Raw genomic sequence first — 18,118 nt, 5'->3', positions numbered from 1 at the left:
CCAATTTCAAACGAACGTTTGTAACAAGCAGCCGCGATGATGCCACTTTTCAGGGAGAGAACCATGGATCGTCGTCAATTTATTAGACTGGCCGGCTTTATGACCGCCAGCGTAGCCAGCCCCATTCTACTGAGCGCCTGCGGCGGTGGCTCGGAGACCAACAACCCAGGCGCACAAACCACGCCAGCACCATCAACTAAAGCTTATCAATTTCCGCAAGGTATCGCTTCGGGCGATCCGCGTGCTGATAGCATTATTTTGTGGACGCGCGTATTGCCTGCCGGCATTGACCCGATCAATAGCCACGATGCCAGCATGAATAGCAGCATCACCTTGATCGTGACCGAGGGTGATCCGGCCGCACTGATCGGCACCACACAACCATTAACTGGCAAGGTCGTTGCCAGCGTGACACTGAATGCGATACATGAATGGGATCACTCGGTACGCCACAAACTATCTGGCCTGCAGAGCAATACTACCTACGGGTATCAATTTATCGCGGCCGATACCCGCTCAATGATCGGTCGCTTTAAAACCGCACCAGCGGCCAACGCCGATATTGCGCAGCTCAAATTTGCGTTTCTGTCCTGCCAAGACTGGAGCATCAATCACTGGGGTGCGTTTGATCTACTGGCCAAGGATGAGCTCGACTTCATCGTGCATCTGGGCGACTACATTTATGAAACCATCGGTGAAGGCTTCCAGAGCGGCCAAGTTGAAGCGGCACATCCGGCGCTCAAATTACCCAACGGCCCGTTCAAACAAGGCAATAGCGGTGCCCGCTACGCCAGCACGCTGGCCGATTACCGTGCGCTATACAAACAATACCGCAGCGATCCACGCCTGCAGCAAGTCCATGCGCGTTTTGCAATGATTGCGATTTGGGATGATCACGAGTTTTCCGACGATTGCTGGGGCGATGCCAGCACTTACGACAATGGTACGTATGACGCCAAAACCGGCGGTGATAACAAGCACGAAACCACCCGCCGCCGTTCGGCCAATCAGGCTTGGTATGAATTTATGCCGGCCGATATTGCGTTTGACGCCAATGCCACCGGTTTTCAAACCGTACGCCTCTATCGCGACTTCCAATTTGGCAAATTACTGCACTTGGTGATGACCGACGAGCGCCTATACCGCGCCGACCATGTAATCCCAGAAGCGGCGGCCGGCTCATCGGTCGGCAGCCGTTATATGGTGCCTAGCCCCCTCCTTGCCGGTGCTGAAGCGCAGAAAATGACTATCGGCAAAGCGGCTGGTGATGAATTGGCGCTGGTATCGATCTTGGGCAAACCGCAGCGCGACTGGTGGAAAGCCAAATTACAATCGAGCACAGCTCAATGGAAAATCTGGGGCAATGAAGTGTCTTTGCTCAAAATGCGACTGGATGCGCGTAATTTGCCAGGCGTACCGAAAGAGCTGCAGCAAGACTTTGTCCTCAACGCCGATCAATGGGATGGCTTTAATGCCGAGCGCAGCGACTTGCTGAACTTTATTCGCAATCACAAAATCAATAACGTGGTGGCGATTACCGGCGATATTCACAGCTTTTATGCTGGTGTAGCCCATGCCGACTACAGCCAGAATACGCCCGCACTGGTAGATCTGGTGACGGCAGGCATCAGCAGCGATTCGTTTTATCACTATTTTGCCGACGCAGTGCGCGACCCGTTACTGGCCAGTGCGCAAGCTTTGGTGTTTAGCAGCAAGGCCGGTGCCGAGCAAATTGCGATTCAAATGCTGAGTATGGCGGTTGCCCAGCAAGCAGGCGTGGCCAATCTGAGCGATAGCAATCAGGTCAAAGCCGCCGTCACCGCCGCCATTGTGGCCGGTAAATTGCCTGCAGCCGCAGTGCAAGCCAGCGCCAACTTGAGCAAAGCCGAAGTAAATACGTTTAATGATTTACTCGGTGGCGAGCTGGGTCAGACCATTGCCAAACTGATTGCCGGCTTGGCAGCGCAGAAAAAGTCGATCCCCGCGATGACGCTATATGGTTTGGTGGCGCAACAAATCGCCAGCAAACTGGGCATCACGCCCGAGCAAGTACCGGCGGCGCAGGTACAACGCTGGCTCAACCCGTTTGCCGATCAGGCCAGCGGCAATGCCCCCGTCAACAATCCATGGATGCGGTATGCCGATACCGACGCGCAAGGCTATGCCGTGGTGACGGTCACGCCAGGCGCACTCGATTGCACGTTCCGCAAAATCAATCTGCTTGAGCAGGGCAAAATGCCATCACAGCTGCTCAATAAAGAAACCCGCTTGCAGGTTAAAGCGGGTGTGGTGGATGTGAAAATCGTCTAGCCCGGCATTCGTTCAGTAGTACTGCAGCAAAGCATCAGCCTCGAATCTTCCGGCCACTCCTTCGGCCGGAAGCCGGGGCTTTTATCTACTCCACAGAAACAGCACTTAATTGAGCGTAAAACAAACTCGCTTAGTAAACCCGCTTCATCCACAGGACGCTGGGCATATCGGCCTGCGAGCGATCCAGCAAAGCACGATGCTGCAAAAACACCACGCCAAAACGCGCCCCCAAATCAGTCCAGAAATACGTGCTTTTCACTGTCAAGCGGCTGACTGGTACATCGGCACGCAAAGGCTCGGGCAAAGTCGCAATAAATTCCTCAACATTTGAGAAGTATTTACTTCTACGCCTTGATAATACTTGCTCAGCAGCAGATACCCCCAGCTTTGGCATCCACGCAGCGAGTACTTCTGCACTCACAAAATTAATATTCATCGGCGTGACACCCGGCAATGCCACCAGATGTGGCTCCAGAATTTGCAAGACGCTGGCGTTATACCCATCAATTACAGCCAGTTCACTAATATCCAGAAACAGCGGCAGCGCACCTTGCGGGCTGGCTCGCTTAAGCCAATCGACTTGCAAGGTATCCGCCAGAGTCCCCGGCAGAGCCAGATTCAGCAAAAGCTGCCGATAGGCCGTCAGCGCAGCGGGATCGATCCGGCCTTCAGCAGTCAGGAGGTTATTCAGATTGAAACGGCCATTGAGTTCAATCAGACGCCCGCTTAAGGCACCATTTTCGATTTGAATTTCCGGAATCGGGATCGCCCACGGTTTAAGCAAATGATCAGGCTCTGCCAGCCGCGCATCATCGCGCAACGTTAAGCGCACCAGCTGCAATACCGACCACGTGGCGGCACGCGCCTCGGCGGTGTCTTTGCGCACTTCAAGCTGCTGCAAAGCGCGCTGCTGGCGCAACATCAGCAGCCCCGCCACTGAGGCCACCAAGGCAGCCACCATCAGCACCGCAATAATGGCGACGCCCGCTTGGCGAATCAATGGGCCTTTGTGCATCGCGATCATGGAATTAAAAACACCCGTTCATAGCTGCCCGCACGCTGCGCCACGGCCAAACGCACGCGAATCGCCCGTGGCCGGGTCGTGGCATCATTCCAGCCCGGCAGCCATTGATTGCTTTTATCCATAAACGCAAACTCGCATTGGCTTAAATTGCTCAGCAGTACATACGGCACCGGCACATCGCCAGCGGCTAAATCGGGGCGCGGGTACAGCTTGAGCTGCAATGTCTGATCGCGACACTCGTACACGCCATGCAGCGGGGCGCGATTGGCGTCAAAACGAATAAACTCCAGCGCCACCGGCACTTGCAGACTACTCACGCTGCGCAGCGGCGGCTGCAGCGCGCCGCGCTCATCGCGCCATGGGCGCGGCGCCACTTGGCTGAGATCATTTTCCAACCGTTCAAACGCCAGCGTCAGCTCGCGCCAATATTGCGTTTCGCTCACCACGGCGCTACGCGTATCAATCACCATGCTAATACCGCGATAGGTGATCAAACTCATGATCGCAAAAATCGCTAACGCCACCAGCAATTCGAGCAGCGTAAACCCTCGCAATTTACTGCCACGGGGTATAGCTATAAAAGCCAATCCAGACCTGGCCCGCATGGCATTACTCTGCTCTGGATGCATAAAAGACCTGTAGCGAGAGCACATAATCGGGTTTATCGGCGGCCATCACAGCCAGCTCGATGCGGCGGAAGCTGTAATTGGGCGTCGGGCTGACATTCATCCGATAAATAAACTGCTCGCCGCCTTGCTCGACCTTGCCCTGCGTTGAGCCGGTATCCGGAAAAGCCCGCGTTGCCAGATTTTGATTCACCAGATTACTCGCCACCCAGCTGGCCAAAGTGCGTGTGCGGTAATCAATCAGCGTATCGGTACTGCCGATCACCAAACGCGCAGCGGCCGCCAAAGTGACGCCCAATACGGCTAGCGCAACTAAAACCTCGACCAAAGTAAAGCCGCGTTCGCGCTTCATCGTGCCACCTGCTGTTTGGCAGGCGCGCTAGCAACACCGCTATCGAGCGCAAAGCGCCCCATCACATCGGCTACCACCCGCAGCTTTTGCTCGCCACCCTGCAATTCAATCGCAAACGGCTCAATCACCCCATCGCTAGGAAACAATATCCGCTCGCCCAATGGTCGCGCCTGCTGATTGACGCTTTGCGCACTAATGCGCACCTCGTCAGCCAATCGGGTGCTGCGCAGCGCATCATTATTATTGATCGGCTCCCACTCCAGCCGTTCGGTTTGCACCCAGAACTGGTAGGCCGCCCCATCGCTAGTCCACGCCACCAAGCGCCCCTTGGCCACGGCCTCATCCCGCGCGGCCTCAAACTGCAGCGCCAGCCGTTCCGCTGCTTCGGGCACACCGCTGCCACGATTAAATTTGAACGCCACAAAGCTGGTGGCAATCAAAATAATCGCCGTGACGACGAGGATTTCGAGCAGGGTGAAGCCGGATTGTGGATGCGCTTTTTTCAAAATATCTCTTGTGACACGAGAACGTGCTTCAAATATTGAGCCTTGGATTGGCGGCTATGCGCCGCGGCACTCCCTTTTCTTGCTTCGCCAAGAAAACGAAGTTTCTGCGTAGCAAAAAGGAAGCAAAAGAAGGCGACCCGGGCGAAAAGCGCTCCGCGTTGCCCTTGCCGCGTCCTTCGAAAAAAGATTCCAAACGATAATACTGTTTGTCTCTCTCCTCACCTCGGTTTTCGCTACACGGGACTTCAAGCCCCAACCTGACACATATCGCTCTTTTTCCGCTCAAAGAAAACAGCGAGCGAGAGGCTTGAGCACAAGGCAGAAAAGCACGAAAAACCGGAATGTACTGCAGTACATGAGGATTTTGAGTGCTTTTCTAACGCAGTGATCGAGTCTCGCAGCCGCTGTTTTATTGCTGCCACGAGCCAATTTGCGTTTCAGGCGCCCCCGCCTGCCCATCTGGACCATAGCTGAGCACATCAATCTCACCATGCGCACCCGGATTCAGATACACATAATCCGCACCCCATGGATCTTTCGGGGCTTTCTCCAGATAGCCACCGGATTTCCAGTTCATCGGTACTGGCGCGGCTTGCGGTTTTTCGACCAAGGCTTTCAGACCTTGCTCGGTGGTAGGGTAGCGGCCATTGTCGAGCTTATACAATTTCAGCGCGGCCATAATCGCAGCCACATCCTGCTTGGCCGCGACAATTCGCGCTTCATTTGGTCTATCCATAATTTTTGGCACGATCAACGCGCCCAAGATCGCCAAGATCGACACCACCACCAAAATCTCAATCAGCGTAAAACCACGGTTTTTCTTCATATTTACTCCACAGGGGTATAGCCCCACAAGTCAATCTATAAAATACATTCAAAGCAATACATCATAAGGACGGGCGAATTCTAGCCATGTAATAAGCGTTCACATAACGACCATCCCGAAAAGCGTAATCCTTAGCCTCGCCTTCAATTTCAAAACCAAATTTGCGATACAAAGCCATCGCAGCGTCATTGTCGGTGTACACCGTGATTTCCAAGCGATGAATATTCTGCCAGTTATCTGCCAAATCAATCGCCGCCGCGAGCATGCGGCTACCCACCCCCTGCCCTTGCGCATCATCACGCACCCAAATTCCAAACCACGCAATATGACGACGTCGAATATTCATATCAACGCCCATCATTAAATGACCAAGGATTTGACCATTACGAATCGCCACTAAACTCGTTGAATTGGCTGGCAAATCACTCAGCATTTTTTGCCATTTCATCGGATTGCCATAAGGCAAGTCGAGCGTACCGGCATAGGCTTTGGGGCCAGCATGCACTGCAATAATGGCCTCCATGTCGACCATCACGCTGTGTCTGACTTCGATTTCTTCCATCTCACCTACCTTCAACCATCTATGCCTTGCCCTATCGCGCCCCAGCAACGCACCTGAGGAGAGTTAATATCTAATTTCAGCCTACAGGCAATAGCCGCAGCGCCGCTACTTCACTAACTGATTCATCTCAAACACCGGCAATAGAATCGCCAACACAATCATCATCACCACCGCGCCCATCACCAGCACCATCACCGGGCCGAGCAGGCTGGTAAAGGCGGTGACTTTACGATCAAGTTCTTTGCTCTGCTCAATCGCCGCGCGATCAAGCATATGTGCGAGGCGGCCTGTTGCTTCGCCGCTGGCGACCAGATGCAATAATAATGGCGGAAATTCATTGGCTGATTTCATCGCGCGGGCGAGGCTCACGCCTTCGCGCACTTGCGCGGCCACTTCGCCAACGGCGGCTTGGAGTTTCAGATTACTCATCACGCCTTCGGCGGCGTCGAGCGATTTGAGCAGCGGCACGCCGCTGCCAACCAGAATCGCCAAGGTGCTGGCAAAGCGTGCCGTATTGGCGATGCGATCCAGATAACCCAGCACCGGCCATGTTAACCGCCAGGCGTGAAAGCGGTATTTCAGCTCGGGCTTTTGCAAGGCGTAATACGCGGCCACGCCCGCCACCGCCAAAGCCAGCGCCACCCAGATGCCTGCCGAGCTGATTGCCGCGCTAGTCCACAGCAGTGCGCGGGTCAATAGTGGCAACGTCTGTTTGGCCGATTCAAACACCTGCACCATTTGTGGCACGACCCAGGTCAGCATGCCCAAAATCACCAAGGCCGACACCAGCATCACCACCGCTGGGTAAATAAACGCCAGCGCGATTTTGCTATTGAGCTCGCCGCGCGCTTCCAGATAGTCGGCCAGCCGCTGCATCACGCCAGCGAGCTTGCCCGATTCTTCACCGGCTTTAACCAAGGTGCAATACAGCAGTGGAAACACGCGCGGAAATTGGTCCATCGCGTGCGACAGCGGCATGCCCGCCATTACGTCCTGACGTAGCCCAACCAAAATTTGCTGCGCTTTGGGCTGATCGGCTTGCTCGGCCAGCACCACCAGTAATTCATCGATGGTTAGACCAGCATCGAGCAGCGCCGAAAATTGCCGGGTGAGTGTGGCCAGCTGCTGGCCTGATAGCCGCAAGCGTTGCGCGAGCTGGGTTTCTGCGCTGGCCGCGGCAATTTGCAGTACATGCCAGCCTTGCTCGCGTAGCAGACTGCGCGCGTGCCGCAGTGATTCGGCGTCGATCTGACCAGCTTGGGGTTTGCCACCAGCGGCGGAGATAGCTTGATAACGAAAGGCAGTCACAGGTTTTAAGATCGCGTTAAAAAGCTGGAAAATGACATTATGAGGTCAAAATAATTTCAATTTGTCGTACATCGCCACATTGAAGTCATCTAACTGTGCTTCAATGCCCACATTCTATGGCAAAATCATTTTGATATGACAGGATGCGACAGCGTAATTCATAAATAATCACAGCCCAGCCCATTCTTTGCTTTCTAACCTTGCTCTGCCTCGCCTGTGGCGATGATCGAGAAATATGCTTTTCATACCCAAACTCCCGCGCCAATCGCTCCCGCGCCTTGGCCAAAGCCTGCTGGTACTGCTACTGATGTGGCTGCTGACTGGTGTTACTTGGCAATTATTAGCACCAGGGCAGCATGGTCGCACGCTGCGCCTACCTCAGGCAGCACCCAGCCAGAAGCAGATCGATCCAGAAAGCGTCAGCCGCTTGTTCAGTCAGGCCGCAACTGATGCTGTGGCCGCTGAAAGCAACAATCTAAGCCTGCGGGCGCTGATTTCAGGCCGTAATGGGGTGGCGATTATTGATGGGGTAGAAGCCAGCGCCGTGGCGGTCAAACTCGGTGGCGAGGTGGGTTCATATGGCAAGCTGCTTGCGGCCTACCATGACCATATCGTGCTTGAACTCAATGGCCAGCAAAGAAAAATCTACCTTAACCCACAGGGTATCAGTCCAAATGCCAACCCTACCAATGCTTCTGCGGCAATACCCCAGAACAACGCCAACACCGCCAATAGCAGCTCGACGGCCATTGGCCTAACGCGCGGCCAGCTTACCGGCGTTTTGCAAGGTGGCAATCTGGCCAACTGGAGCAAAGGTCTGGGCACCAGCGCAGCAGGCGGTATCAGCATCGAGCGCGCCAGCGAGCAGCAGCTCGCACAAGTACTACAGCTTCGCGATGGCGATGTGATCAAGGCAGTGAATGGCCGACCACTGAATAAGCTGGACGACATCTCGCTGCTGTACGCGGCCTTTAGCCAGCAGAATCAATTATCGGTGCAGATTATGCGCCAAGATCAACAGCAAACCCTCAGCTACACCGTGAATCCATGAAAATCATCAAGCAAGCCCTGATCAGCTCACTTCTTAGCACCCTCCTTTGCAGCGCCAATGCGGCCGCTGCAGATGATAGAGTGATGCTTAATTTTGTGAATTCCGACATTGAAACCACGGTCAAAGCCATCAGCCTGATTACCGGCAAAAACTTCATTCTCGACCCGCGCGTCAAAGGCACGATCAATATTGTGTCGACGCAGCCCGTGAGCAAAGAGCTGGTATACCCGATTTTGCAATCGGCGCTGCGCCAAGCCGGTTTTTCTACCGTGCAAAGCAATGGCGCAGTGAAAATCCAGCTTGAAGCCGATAGCAAATCGCTGAGCAACAAAACACTGGTGCGCGGAGAAAACGCCAGCGGTGAGCAAATCATTACGCAGATTTTTAATCTGAATAATGAAAGCGCCAATCAGATGGCCACCATGCTGCGCCCGCTCGCCACGCCCAATAGCCTGATCAGCGCCTACCAATCCGGCACCAGCAACACCATTGTGATTACCGACTACGCCGACAATGTGCGCCGTCTGGCCCGCATTATCGACAATATCGACCAGCCGAAAAACAGCGAGATTTTTACGCTGAAACTCGAACACGCCTCGGCACTGGATGTCGCGCAGAATATTGCCCGTCTGATGCCCGAAGTGAGCGTGCAGAACGGTGCCAGCGCCCTCCCTGCACCTGATGGCATTCGCCGCTCGATTGTTGTACCCGATCCACGCGGCAACCGGCTGATGATCCGCGCGCTCAATGCCGCGCAAACTTCGCAATTGCGTGCGCTGGTGGCACAACTGGACGAAGCGGCCACCAACGACAGCAGCATCAATGTGATTTATCTGCGCAATGCCGAAGCCACCAAGCTGGCCAGCACACTCAAAGGTCTGCTCACCGGCCAGGAAGACAGCAGCACGGCAAGCTCGGGTAATACGAATAATTCGACGGGCAACTCAAACACCACGCAGCAAAGCAGCTTTAATAATTCATCATCGCCAACCGGCAACAGCTCGACCACGGTACAAGTAGCAGGAGCCACGGTACGTGTACAGGCCGATAGCGTCACCAACTCGCTGATCATCACCGCGCCGCAAAATATCTATAACAATCTGCGCGCGGTGATCGATAAACTGGATGTGCGCCGCAGCCAGATTTATGTCGAAGCCATGATTGCCGAGGTCAACCTCTCGAAACTCTCCGAATTTGGTTTCCAGTGGATCGTCGGTGGCGGCAATGACAAGATTGGCGGCGGCATGGTGTCCAATCTGGCAACAGGCAGCAATACGTTGGGCAATATTGCCTCGGCCATCGTCAATAAAAATGCGGCGGCTATTCCAATCGGTGCCACTTTCGGCCTGTTTAATGGCGACCCGACCAAAGGCACCGCTTCGCTGGGCATGATTGCCTCGGCATTGCAGAGTAGTGGCAATGGTAATGTGCTGTCCACGCCCAATCTGCTGATGCTGGATAATGAAGAAGCCAAAATCACCATTGGCCAGAATATCCCGATTATCACCGGCTCGCAGCAGCCAACTGGCGGCAACCCCAATCCGTTTATCACGGTGGAGCGTAAAGACGTCGGGATCAAGCTGCGTGTTCGCCCGCAGGTCTCCGAGGGCGGAATTATCACGCTGAATGTCTATCAGGAAGTATCGGGCATTGATAACTCGGTCAACACCAATGGCGCAGGTCTGGCCACCAAAGTGCGGACAATTGAAACCAAAGTGCTGGTCGATGATGGGCAAATCGTGGTATTGGGTGGGCTGATTGAAGATCGTTTATCCAACACGGGCAATCAGGTGCCTGGGCTGGGCGATCTGCCATTCATTGGCGAGCTATTCAAATACGAAAACCGCAGCTACCAGAAAGTGAATCTGATGATTTTCCTGCGCCCGGTGCTGATCAAGGATACATCGTCCAATTTCAGCCTATCCAATGATCGCTATCAGTATTTACGCGAGCAACAGGGTGATTACAAAGTGGGTGAACACTGGTTCTTGCAGGATATGCCGAAAATACAGCTGCCGACGCAATTACCCAGCACCGGAACATCGATGTATCCGCCTGAAAACAAGGCTGGCTCTACCCTACAAAGCAATACCCAACCTATCGTACAGAAATAATCATGAGCCAGAGCATCGTATCCTATAGCTATGCGCGTGAATTTGGCGTACTGGACGGCGAACCCCAGCACGGCGTCACACCGGTTTATCTGCGAGCAGGCGGGCATTTTGCCGCGGTGGGCGAAGTGCGTCGCCAATTGAGCGATAGCAAATTGCACAGCGTCAGCGCGGCTGAATTTGACGCCCTGCTCAACCAGCGCTTTGGCTCAAACCAAGGCGGCGCGGCCAATCTGGTTGACGATATTGAAGAATCGGCTGATCTGGCGCGGCTGATTCAGGATATGCCCGAAGTGTCTGATTTGATGGAGGCCGAAGAATCATCACCGGTCATCAAGCTGATCAACGCCATTTTCACTGAAGCGCTGCGCGAAAACGCCTCCGACGTACATATCGAGCCGTTTGAAACCCGCTCGGTGGTGCGCTATCGCGTCGATGGCACGCTGCGGGATGTGATCGAGCCCAATCGCGCGCTGCATGCCGCGCTGGTGTCGCGGATTAAAGTCATGGCCGGCCTCGACATAGCCGAAAAACGCCTGCCGCAAGATGGCCGTATCAATCTGCGCATCGCCGGCCGCCCAGTCGACGTACGGGTTTCGACCCTACCCACTGGCCACGGTGAGCGCGCGGTATTGCGTCTACTCGATAAATCGGCTGGCCGCCTGCAGCTAGCCAAGCTGGGGATGGGCGAAAAAACGCTCAATGAGCTCAACACCCTGCTCGCCGCGCCGCATGGCATTGTGCTGGTGACCGGCCCCACCGGCTCAGGTAAAACCACCACACTGTACGCCGCGCTGGGCAGCATGGATGCCAAAAACAGCAATATCATGACGGTGGAAGACCCGATCGAGTATGACCTCGATGGCATCGGCCAAACGCAGGTCAACCCGCGCATCGACATGAGCTTCGCCCGCGCCTTGCGCGCCATCCTGCGCCAAGACCCCGATGTGATTATGATCGGTGAGATTCGCGATCTGGAAACCGCGCAAATTGCGGTTCAGGCCTCTCTGACCGGCCATTTGGTCCTCGCCACTTTGCATACCAACGATGCCAGCAGCGCGATCACGCGACTAGTTGATATGGGCATCGAGCCCTTCCTGCTCGCCTCGTCGACCATCGGCGTACTGGCGCAGCGTTTAGTACGCACGCTCTGCCCAAGCTGCAAGCAGGGGTATATCGCTACAGAGGATGAGCTAAAAGAGCTAGAGACCGATACCAAGCAGAGTATTACCCTCTACCGCCCCGTAGGCTGCCCCGCCTGCGCCCATACCGGCTACCGTGGCCGTACCGGCATTCATGAATTGCTGATTGTCGATGAAGCCATGCGAGGGCAAATCCACAACTCAGCCAACGAGCAAGACATCCGCGCCCACGCCGAAACACTGGGCATGCACAGCCTGCGCAAAGACGCCGCATTACGAGTGTTGGACGGGGTAACGAGTGTGGAAGAGATGCTGAGAATTACGCGCGGATAAATAATCCAAGTAGAAAAGGCCACCAATGCAAGGATTGGTGGCCTTTAATGATTATTTTCGATCAGATTGAGTTAGGGGATTAGCCAACTGATTTATTGCCACCAGCTCTGATAGCTCTTAGCAGCATCCGCTTTTACATGTGTGCGTGAAACAACAACGAACGAGTATTTACCATCCTGATCAGGCAATTTATAAGCCTTATTGTAAATAATTCTATCTCCGAAATCCAAGCCAGCGGCCGAGAATGAAGCTTCAGACTGGGCGGTAGATAATGTTAATCCGCTGCTAAATGTAATCTGGCCATTTGCAGCAACAGAAACACTTGACCTTTCCGCACCGCACCCCTGCTTGTACTCAAAAGTACGGCCCTTTAGTTCATTTAAAGAAATGTCCTCTCTATCGGCAGTTAATAGAACGAATTTACTTGTGTTCACAGGTTCACATAACATAATTGCGCGATATTCAAGCGCATGTGACCAGCTTCCATTCCAGCCTGAAATGGTCAAATGACCACCTGCAGTAGCAGTAAGATTGATACGACCTTTATCATATAGATAGAAACTACCTGAAGTCGAACTATTACTGCTCACACGCTCAAAAAATTTAAACTCACCGGATTCATAAGTGTAAAATTTTACAGGCCATACTTCTGGACGATATGAAGTAATCAAGCCATTTTCATCACGCAAAAAGGCGTAGAGAATAATACCATCAGCCCAATCATATCTTTGATTTGGCTCATACTGTTGCAGTCTGGCATTCTCTTGATCCTCTCCCATCTTGACAGTCAATTTTCCAGAATAAGTTGATAAATCTTTTCCTTCAAATACCGAAATTGGATAGATCTCAGATAAATCAGTTTTCTTATGAATTGAGATGGATGCCTCAATCAAATTAGCTGAGCTCATATAGCGAAGTTGATTTGTCCCGAAATCTGCAGTGTTGATACTCGGGTAGGGCAAAGAAGGTAACTGATCGGCCATATACAAGCTATTCGTTAATGGGCGAATGACGCTCGACTTAATACCAGAGCAATCTTTCTTGGTAAAAAGCTCTACTTTATAGAGTGCACCACCGGCTTGTATTTTTGTATTAAGCTCATCGGCAACATTTACCGGAACCTCATAAATCCAAGGCAGTGACACATGTGGTTCCGACACACCTTCTTTTGAGTATTCAGTCCAGTCCGAATCGGATTTGCCCTTTGCATAAAATTTTGCACAAGCAATCTTTGAATCTTTTGGTGACCTAGCATGCACATTAATCATTGGGCCAAAAAATTCGGTCGCCACTATTCGACCATCAGCGGCAACAGTCACACGCTTATGAGCCCAGGCTTGAACCTTGGCTTTGAATAGCTGCTGATCACCATATATCTTCCATTTACCATCTGCCGCCTGGCGAATAAAGTAATCATCATCGACTTCAACCTCGCCCAAACTATTAGTCCATTTTATTTTCAATTGGCAGACTTTACTTGTGCAGCCCAGAATATCAATCAAAGTACCCTGCCGAGCGAGATTTGGATTTTTGGCATACTCGGCTCGAATATCGGCAATACTTTCATTTTTATTGAAACCACCATTCAGGTACTGATCATCCCATGCATCAGCAAATGCTTTTGAATCAACACCCGCCTTGGTTTTTAAAATCGCATTATATTCAGCAAATATTGTGCGAATTTCGCTCAAATCCAATGCCGCAGTTTCTGCATTGGGCTTGCTTAATTTCTTTGTTTGCTCTGCAACTTTAAACTCAACTGTTTCACCAGACGCTTTATCTTTCACCACTATTGCAGTCGCATCACCGATTCCACTTGATGATACTTTAACCAAATCCATCAGCTTATCGAAGCCTTTGTTATTCGCTTCAAACGCAGATTCAATCAAATCAACTTTGCTGACATCAATGCCAAGTGCCGCCATGTAGTCACTTAGTACAGCAACTAACTTGGTTTGAGCTGCAGCGACTTTGGCTGGATTTACTGCGGCGATTTTAACTGGATCGGCAAATAAAGCCGCTGGGGCGAGGCCTGTGGCCTGGCTCAACAGCGCAGTCGTCAGTGGCGTGACGTTAGCGGTAACTCCTCCGGCGGCTTGCGTCGTCAAAACGCTATATAACTCCTGGCTTACGCCGCCAACTATTCCTTTCGCCCGGATCACCATGGGCGCTGTTAGGCTGCTGACATCCTGCACCGTCCACTTACCGTTTGCATCGGTTGTGGTTGTCAAGGTTTTGCCATTAGCGCCTTTAATAACGATCTCTGCGCTGACGAGTGCCATGCCATATGCAGCAACGCCAGAAACCGATTTCGCGCTATTTTGCACTGTGTCCGTAACACCAGAAGACGATGAGCTTGATGTGCCACCACCGCATGCGACCAAGCTTAAACACAACAAAAGTCCAGCATACTTATCAATCAACATTAACTTACTCCAATCGAAAACATTTATAGTATCAAACGCATGACAACTGAATCAGCAAAAACTCGGTCACTTGTTTAAAAATGCAGAAATAAGACAGTAAAAAAATAAGAACGCAAACTACCAACAGCAAAACTCGCGGCGATTTATACACCTCCGCCACAGGTGGCTCAGGCTTAGCGACTGTGGCATAACAATCACTTTGGATGAACGATGATGCCAAGAACCACACGACAAGCAATCTTATTTATCGGTGGATTGATCGCCGCAACCCCAGCTTTGGCAACGCCGCTGGCCAGGTGTATTGGCCTGAGTGATCAGGATACTGCGCTGATCGTCAATGCCGACGACATTGGCATGCATCCCGATCTGGATAAGGCAGCGTTCAAGCTAATTGATGCGGGGCAAATTCAGGATCTGTCGCTGATGCCGCCGACGCCCAATTTTGCGCAAGCAGCCAAATGGGCCAAAGCGCGCAACCTAGCGGTGGGTGTGCATCTCACGCTAACGAATGAATGGCAGGAAAAGCAGCCGTGGGGCGCGGTGCTATCGCGTGATGAAGTGCCCTCGCTCTACAATCCGCAAGGCAATTTATGGGCCACGGTGGCCGAGCTGGCGGCACACGCCAAACCTGCCGAAGTGAAAAAAGAGCTACTCGCACAGATCGCCAAAGTGCAAGCCGCCGGCCTGAAAATCACGCATCTGGATGCCCATATGGTGTTCTGGCCTGCCACCCCCGAGTTACTCAACATCTACGCCAGTCTGCCCAAAGAAACGGGCATTCCGATTGTGATTCAATCCTTTCAGGGTTCGCTCAAAGAGCAGTACCAGCTGCATCGGCAGGTTCAGTCTGAAAACGCGATTGCCACGCCTGATACTTTTTCGATGCAATACAACCCCGGCATGCGCCAGCGTGGCGTCGCGTATCAGGGTTATTTAGAGCTGATCAAGCAATTGCCGCGTGGGGTACACACCATTGGCATTCATCCAGCGGAAGACAGCCCATCAGCGCAGGCCGCCATCCCCGACCTGACCTTGCGCCTGACCGACTATGCAGCATGGCAAGACCCGGTGCTACACCAAACAATCAAAGAGCGTGGCATCAAGCCGATGACCTATACCCCATTGCAGAAACTGCAGGAGCAACTGAATCAGAACCCGGCTAGGCACTGCCTTAAATAGGCGATGCGCCTTCTTTCATGCCCATCGTGTTTAGCGCTTTCGGCGCGATGTTTTACAGTCGCAATCCACGACGGCGGACGTGCTTTTGTTGCGCCATCAGTGAAGCTCGGATCAGCACGTATTGAGGAGATTGCACCCTTTAAAGGGTATTTTCATACAGGACAATAAATACAACACCCATAGCCATATACCATGCCATGTATACTCCGACTTGCAGCATCATCAAGTGCAAATCAAGCAGTGCCAGATTGCGCAGCATGCAGCCGTGGCAAATTCATCTCTGGGATCAATGGCCTTCCTAAGCCCAGTGAGTGCTGCGGCGCATTGCCAATAGAGCGTTTGCTTGAATGTCGCAGATACAAAAAAAACCGCCAGCATGATCTGGCGGTTTTTCCTACAATCACTGTCACTTCGCTCTATCGGGCTGCGCGAACTCTTTATGACTTGCACCGTTAAAAACGGCACCAACATACTCCCAATTTACCAAGCGGTTTGAGCCAGCGTTTGGCTGCGCAAGCAGGAATTGAGCGCACTGAGAGACACGCCCAGATAACTGCAGGAATTGCTCCAGGTATAAGCAGTGCTGATGTGATGATCTGCTTCGGCATACCAGCGAGTAATCACCGCATCGCTCCAGTCTGCGCTGCTGCCATTCAGGCTTGCCTGAACTTTGGCTACCGAGACCTCGCCACCCAGCGCTTTGATCGCCTCCCCTTTCCATTCCACATCGGCTAGCGTCGTCTTGTTCTTCAAGCTTTCAATCGTGACGCGCAAGTAGTTGATTCCTTGTGCATTAAAACGGACTTTATTTTCCCCTAATCCGATGGCATCAGGGAATGCAATATTGACCAGCCCGGCCTCCGAATAAAAACGCTGGGTCAAGCTTTGATCGTAGTAACGGCTTGTCCCTGTGCAATCAGCGTTGGCAAAAGTTTCAACACGGTATAAAGCCCCACCCGCATCAATTTTGGCATTCAGCTCATTAATGATTTCATCCGACGGGTTATACCAGCGCCTCGTCATCACCGGATTCGTCGCAGAAGCGTTCATCTCATAGTATTTTTTCCAGCCAGAATCAGCCTTACCTTTGGCATAAAAACGCGCGCAGCCTATGCTGTCGCGAAACGGGTGCCGTACAAACAGCTGGATCAGCTGCTGATAGTCAGCGGCTGGCGCACCTGAGCGATAGAGAGATTGCCTTTTCTCGGCCAGCGAGAAAAATCCGGCTGCAAAATCTGGACCATATCGGCCCTGGTCACCAAAAAACCGCCATTGGCCATCGGCCCCCTGCTTCAGATAGGTTTTTTCACTGAGTCGTGACACACCTTTAGCATCTGTCAGTGACAGTAATACCTGGCAGACCTTGAGCTTGCACCCCAGCACTGAAACCAGTGAGGCCTGCAAAGCCAGTCCTGGATCCAACTCGTACTCTTTCCTGAGTTTCGTAATTTCATCAGCGCTGGAGCCGGCCGTATCCAGATACGCCTCATCCCAAAATGCGGCAAATGCTGCGGAATCAACACCGGCCTTGGTTTTCAACAACTGATTCCACTGCAACAATCTTGAAGGTATCGCGGCCAGATCAAGCGCCAGCGTGGCGGGATCGGGTCTGGCAAGCTCTTTTGGCATTTCATTCGGCACAATCTGTACCGAAGTGTCAGTCGTGGTGTCGTCAACGGTGATGGCCATCTGCTCGCCAACAGAAATAGCATGAACCTTGACCAGATCCATCAGTTTATCCAGCCCCTGATGATCTGCAGTAAATGCTGTCGCAATAAAGTCTAGCCGTTTGGCTTCGATCCCCAAAGCCGAGAGGTAACCAGCCAGCGCCAACCGTAGCTTTTGCTGTGCCGCTTGCAGCTTAGCCGAGTCAAGTGACGCCAGCCTGCCCGGATCGGCAAAGATCACATCGGGAGAAATACCCGCAGCCTGCGCCAGCAGCGCGGTCGTAAGCGGGTTAATATTGGCCGTTGAAGTGGGACCAACTGGCCCAATAGGCACACTGTAGAATGTATGCCCCACACCACCCACCGTCCCCTTGGCCTGAATCACCATTGGCGCAGTCAAACTGCTGACGTCGGCAATCGACCATTGCCCTTTGGCATCGGCCTGTGTCGTCAACACATTGCCATGGCGATCTTTCATGATGATCTGCGCATGAGCCAGCGCCATGCCATAGGCTGCAAGCCCGGAAACCGATTGTGGCGACTGTGGCACTGCAGTCGGGCTTGGCATTGGTGTATCTGCACCACCGCCGCCACATGCCACCAGAGACAGGGACAGCACCCAGGCAGAACAATGTCTGAACGACATGAAAACCTCCTTTTTGAAAGGAGGGAGCGTAGCACAAGCCGCACACAGA

The 18,118-nt window shown here is 52.9% G+C and carries 14 protein-coding genes; 5 read left to right on the top strand and 9 right to left on the bottom strand.

The annotated features are described in order from the left end of the window. Positions 1-63: 63 nt before the first annotated feature. On the top strand, positions 64-2,310 hold the full coding sequence (locus tag ABHF33_RS10385; RefSeq protein ID WP_348943901.1) for an alkaline phosphatase D family protein: 2,247 nt from the start codon (positions 64-66) through the stop codon (positions 2,308-2,310). 130 nt (positions 2,311-2,440) lie between these two features. On the opposite strand, the gene gspK is transcribed toward ABHF33_RS10385, so the two are convergent. From gspK to gspF, 7 genes are all read right to left on the bottom strand, one after another. Continuing rightward, complete coding sequence (gene gspK, locus ABHF33_RS10380) at positions 2,441-3,334, bottom strand: type II secretion system minor pseudopilin GspK (RefSeq protein WP_348943900.1); 894 nt, start codon at positions 3,332-3,334, stop codon at positions 2,441-2,443. Continuing rightward, positions 3,331-3,939, bottom strand: a complete 609-nt coding sequence (gene gspJ / locus ABHF33_RS10375) for a type II secretion system minor pseudopilin GspJ (RefSeq protein WP_348943899.1) — start codon at positions 3,937-3,939, stop codon at positions 3,331-3,333. Before gspJ ends, gspK begins: the two co-directional genes overlap by 4 nt. 4 nt (positions 3,940-3,943) lie before the next feature. Beyond that, a complete protein-coding gene (gene gspI, locus ABHF33_RS10370; RefSeq protein WP_348943898.1) occupies positions 3,944-4,312 on the bottom strand; it encodes a type II secretion system minor pseudopilin GspI in 369 nt (122 codons plus the stop codon). Then, complete coding sequence (gene gspH / locus ABHF33_RS10365) at positions 4,309-4,818, bottom strand: type II secretion system minor pseudopilin GspH (protein ID WP_348943897.1); 510 nt, start codon at positions 4,816-4,818, stop codon at positions 4,309-4,311. The genes gspI and gspH overlap by 4 nt, the downstream gene beginning before the upstream one ends. A gap of 409 nt (positions 4,819-5,227) precedes the next feature. Further along, entirely contained in the window at positions 5,228-5,644 is a 417-nt protein-coding gene (gspG, locus tag ABHF33_RS10360; protein ID WP_348943896.1) for a type II secretion system major pseudopilin GspG, read from the bottom strand. Positions 5,645-5,705: 61 nt separating this feature from the next. Beyond that, complete coding sequence (locus tag ABHF33_RS10355) at positions 5,706-6,206, bottom strand: GNAT family N-acetyltransferase (RefSeq protein ID WP_348943895.1); 501 nt, start codon at positions 6,204-6,206, stop codon at positions 5,706-5,708. A gap of 105 nt (positions 6,207-6,311) precedes the next feature. Continuing rightward, entirely contained in the window at positions 6,312-7,514 is a 1,203-nt protein-coding gene (gene gspF / locus ABHF33_RS10350) for a type II secretion system inner membrane protein GspF (protein ID WP_348943894.1), read from the bottom strand. A 235-nt stretch (positions 7,515-7,749) separates the two neighbouring features. On the opposite strand from gspF, the gene ABHF33_RS10345 reads away from it, so the two are divergent. The 3 genes from ABHF33_RS10345 to gspE all read left to right on the top strand — a co-directional run bounded on the left by ABHF33_RS10345 (position 7,750) and on the right by gspE (position 12,151). Next, entirely contained in the window at positions 7,750-8,565 is an 816-nt protein-coding gene (locus ABHF33_RS10345; RefSeq protein WP_348943893.1) for a type II secretion system protein N, read from the top strand. A gap of 83 nt (positions 8,566-8,648) precedes the next feature. Then, positions 8,649-10,679 carry a type II secretion system secretin GspD gene (gene gspD, locus ABHF33_RS10340; RefSeq protein ID WP_348943892.1) on the top strand — a complete coding sequence of 677 codons (2,031 nt, stop codon included), beginning with the start codon at positions 8,649-8,651 and terminating at the stop codon, positions 10,677-10,679. Between the two features lie 2 nt (positions 10,680-10,681). Continuing rightward, positions 10,682-12,151, top strand: a complete 1,470-nt coding sequence (gene gspE / locus ABHF33_RS10335; protein WP_348943891.1) for a type II secretion system ATPase GspE — start codon at positions 10,682-10,684, stop codon at positions 12,149-12,151. A gap of 92 nt (positions 12,152-12,243) precedes the next feature. Here gspE and ABHF33_RS10330 read toward each other — a convergent pair whose 3' ends face one another. Beyond that, positions 12,244-14,577 carry a hypothetical protein gene (locus tag ABHF33_RS10330; RefSeq protein WP_348943890.1) on the bottom strand — a complete coding sequence of 778 codons (2,334 nt, stop codon included), beginning with the start codon at positions 14,575-14,577 and terminating at the stop codon, positions 12,244-12,246. A 210-nt stretch (positions 14,578-14,787) separates the two neighbouring features. On the opposite strand from ABHF33_RS10330, the gene ABHF33_RS10325 reads away from it, so the two are divergent. After that, complete coding sequence (locus tag ABHF33_RS10325; RefSeq protein ID WP_348943889.1) at positions 14,788-15,756, top strand: polysaccharide deacetylase family protein; 969 nt, start codon at positions 14,788-14,790, stop codon at positions 15,754-15,756. A gap of 480 nt (positions 15,757-16,236) precedes the next feature. Here the strand turns inward: ABHF33_RS10325 and ABHF33_RS10320 are convergent, their stop codons facing one another. After that, positions 16,237-18,069 (bottom strand): hypothetical protein, encoded by a 1,833-nt coding sequence (locus ABHF33_RS10320; RefSeq protein ID WP_348943888.1) that lies wholly within the window; start codon positions 18,067-18,069, stop codon positions 16,237-16,239. Positions 18,070-18,118: the final 49 nt, after the last annotated feature.

Origin of the sequence: Chitinibacter sp. FCG-7, from assembly GCF_040047665.1 — a bacterium.
Lineage (GTDB): Bacteria > Pseudomonadota > Gammaproteobacteria > Burkholderiales > Chitinibacteraceae > Chitinibacter > Chitinibacter mangrovi.
This window is presented reverse-complemented; position numbering and strand designations above follow the sequence as displayed.

Coding starts and splice junctions, on each gene's coding strand:
- gspG (WP_348943896.1), bottom strand. CDS start 5,644: ATGAAGAAAAACCGTGGTTTTACGCTGATTGAGATTTTGGTGGTGGTG.
- gspD (WP_348943892.1), top strand. CDS start 8,649: ATGCTTAATTTTGTGAATTCCGACATTGAAACCACGGTCAAAGCCATC.
- ABHF33_RS10355 (WP_348943895.1), bottom strand. CDS start 6,206: ATGGAAGAAATCGAAGTCAGACACAGCGTGATGGTCGACATGGAGGCC.
- gspI (WP_348943898.1), bottom strand. CDS start 4,312: ATGAAGCGCGAACGCGGCTTTACTTTGGTCGAGGTTTTAGTTGCGCTA.
- gspJ (WP_348943899.1), bottom strand. CDS start 3,939: ATGCGGGCCAGGTCTGGATTGGCTTTTATAGCTATACCCCGTGGCAGT.
- gspK (WP_348943900.1), bottom strand. CDS start 3,334: ATGATCGCGATGCACAAAGGCCCATTGATTCGCCAAGCGGGCGTCGCC.
- ABHF33_RS10385 (WP_348943901.1), top strand. CDS start 64: ATGGATCGTCGTCAATTTATTAGACTGGCCGGCTTTATGACCGCCAGC.
- ABHF33_RS10320 (WP_348943888.1), bottom strand. CDS start 18,069: ATGTCGTTCAGACATTGTTCTGCCTGGGTGCTGTCCCTGTCTCTGGTG.
- gspE (WP_348943891.1), top strand. CDS start 10,682: ATGAGCCAGAGCATCGTATCCTATAGCTATGCGCGTGAATTTGGCGTA.
- ABHF33_RS10330 (WP_348943890.1), bottom strand. CDS start 14,577: ATGTTGATTGATAAGTATGCTGGACTTTTGTTGTGTTTAAGCTTGGTC.
- ABHF33_RS10345 (WP_348943893.1), top strand. CDS start 7,750: ATGCTTTTCATACCCAAACTCCCGCGCCAATCGCTCCCGCGCCTTGGC.
- ABHF33_RS10325 (WP_348943889.1), top strand. CDS start 14,788: ATGATGCCAAGAACCACACGACAAGCAATCTTATTTATCGGTGGATTG.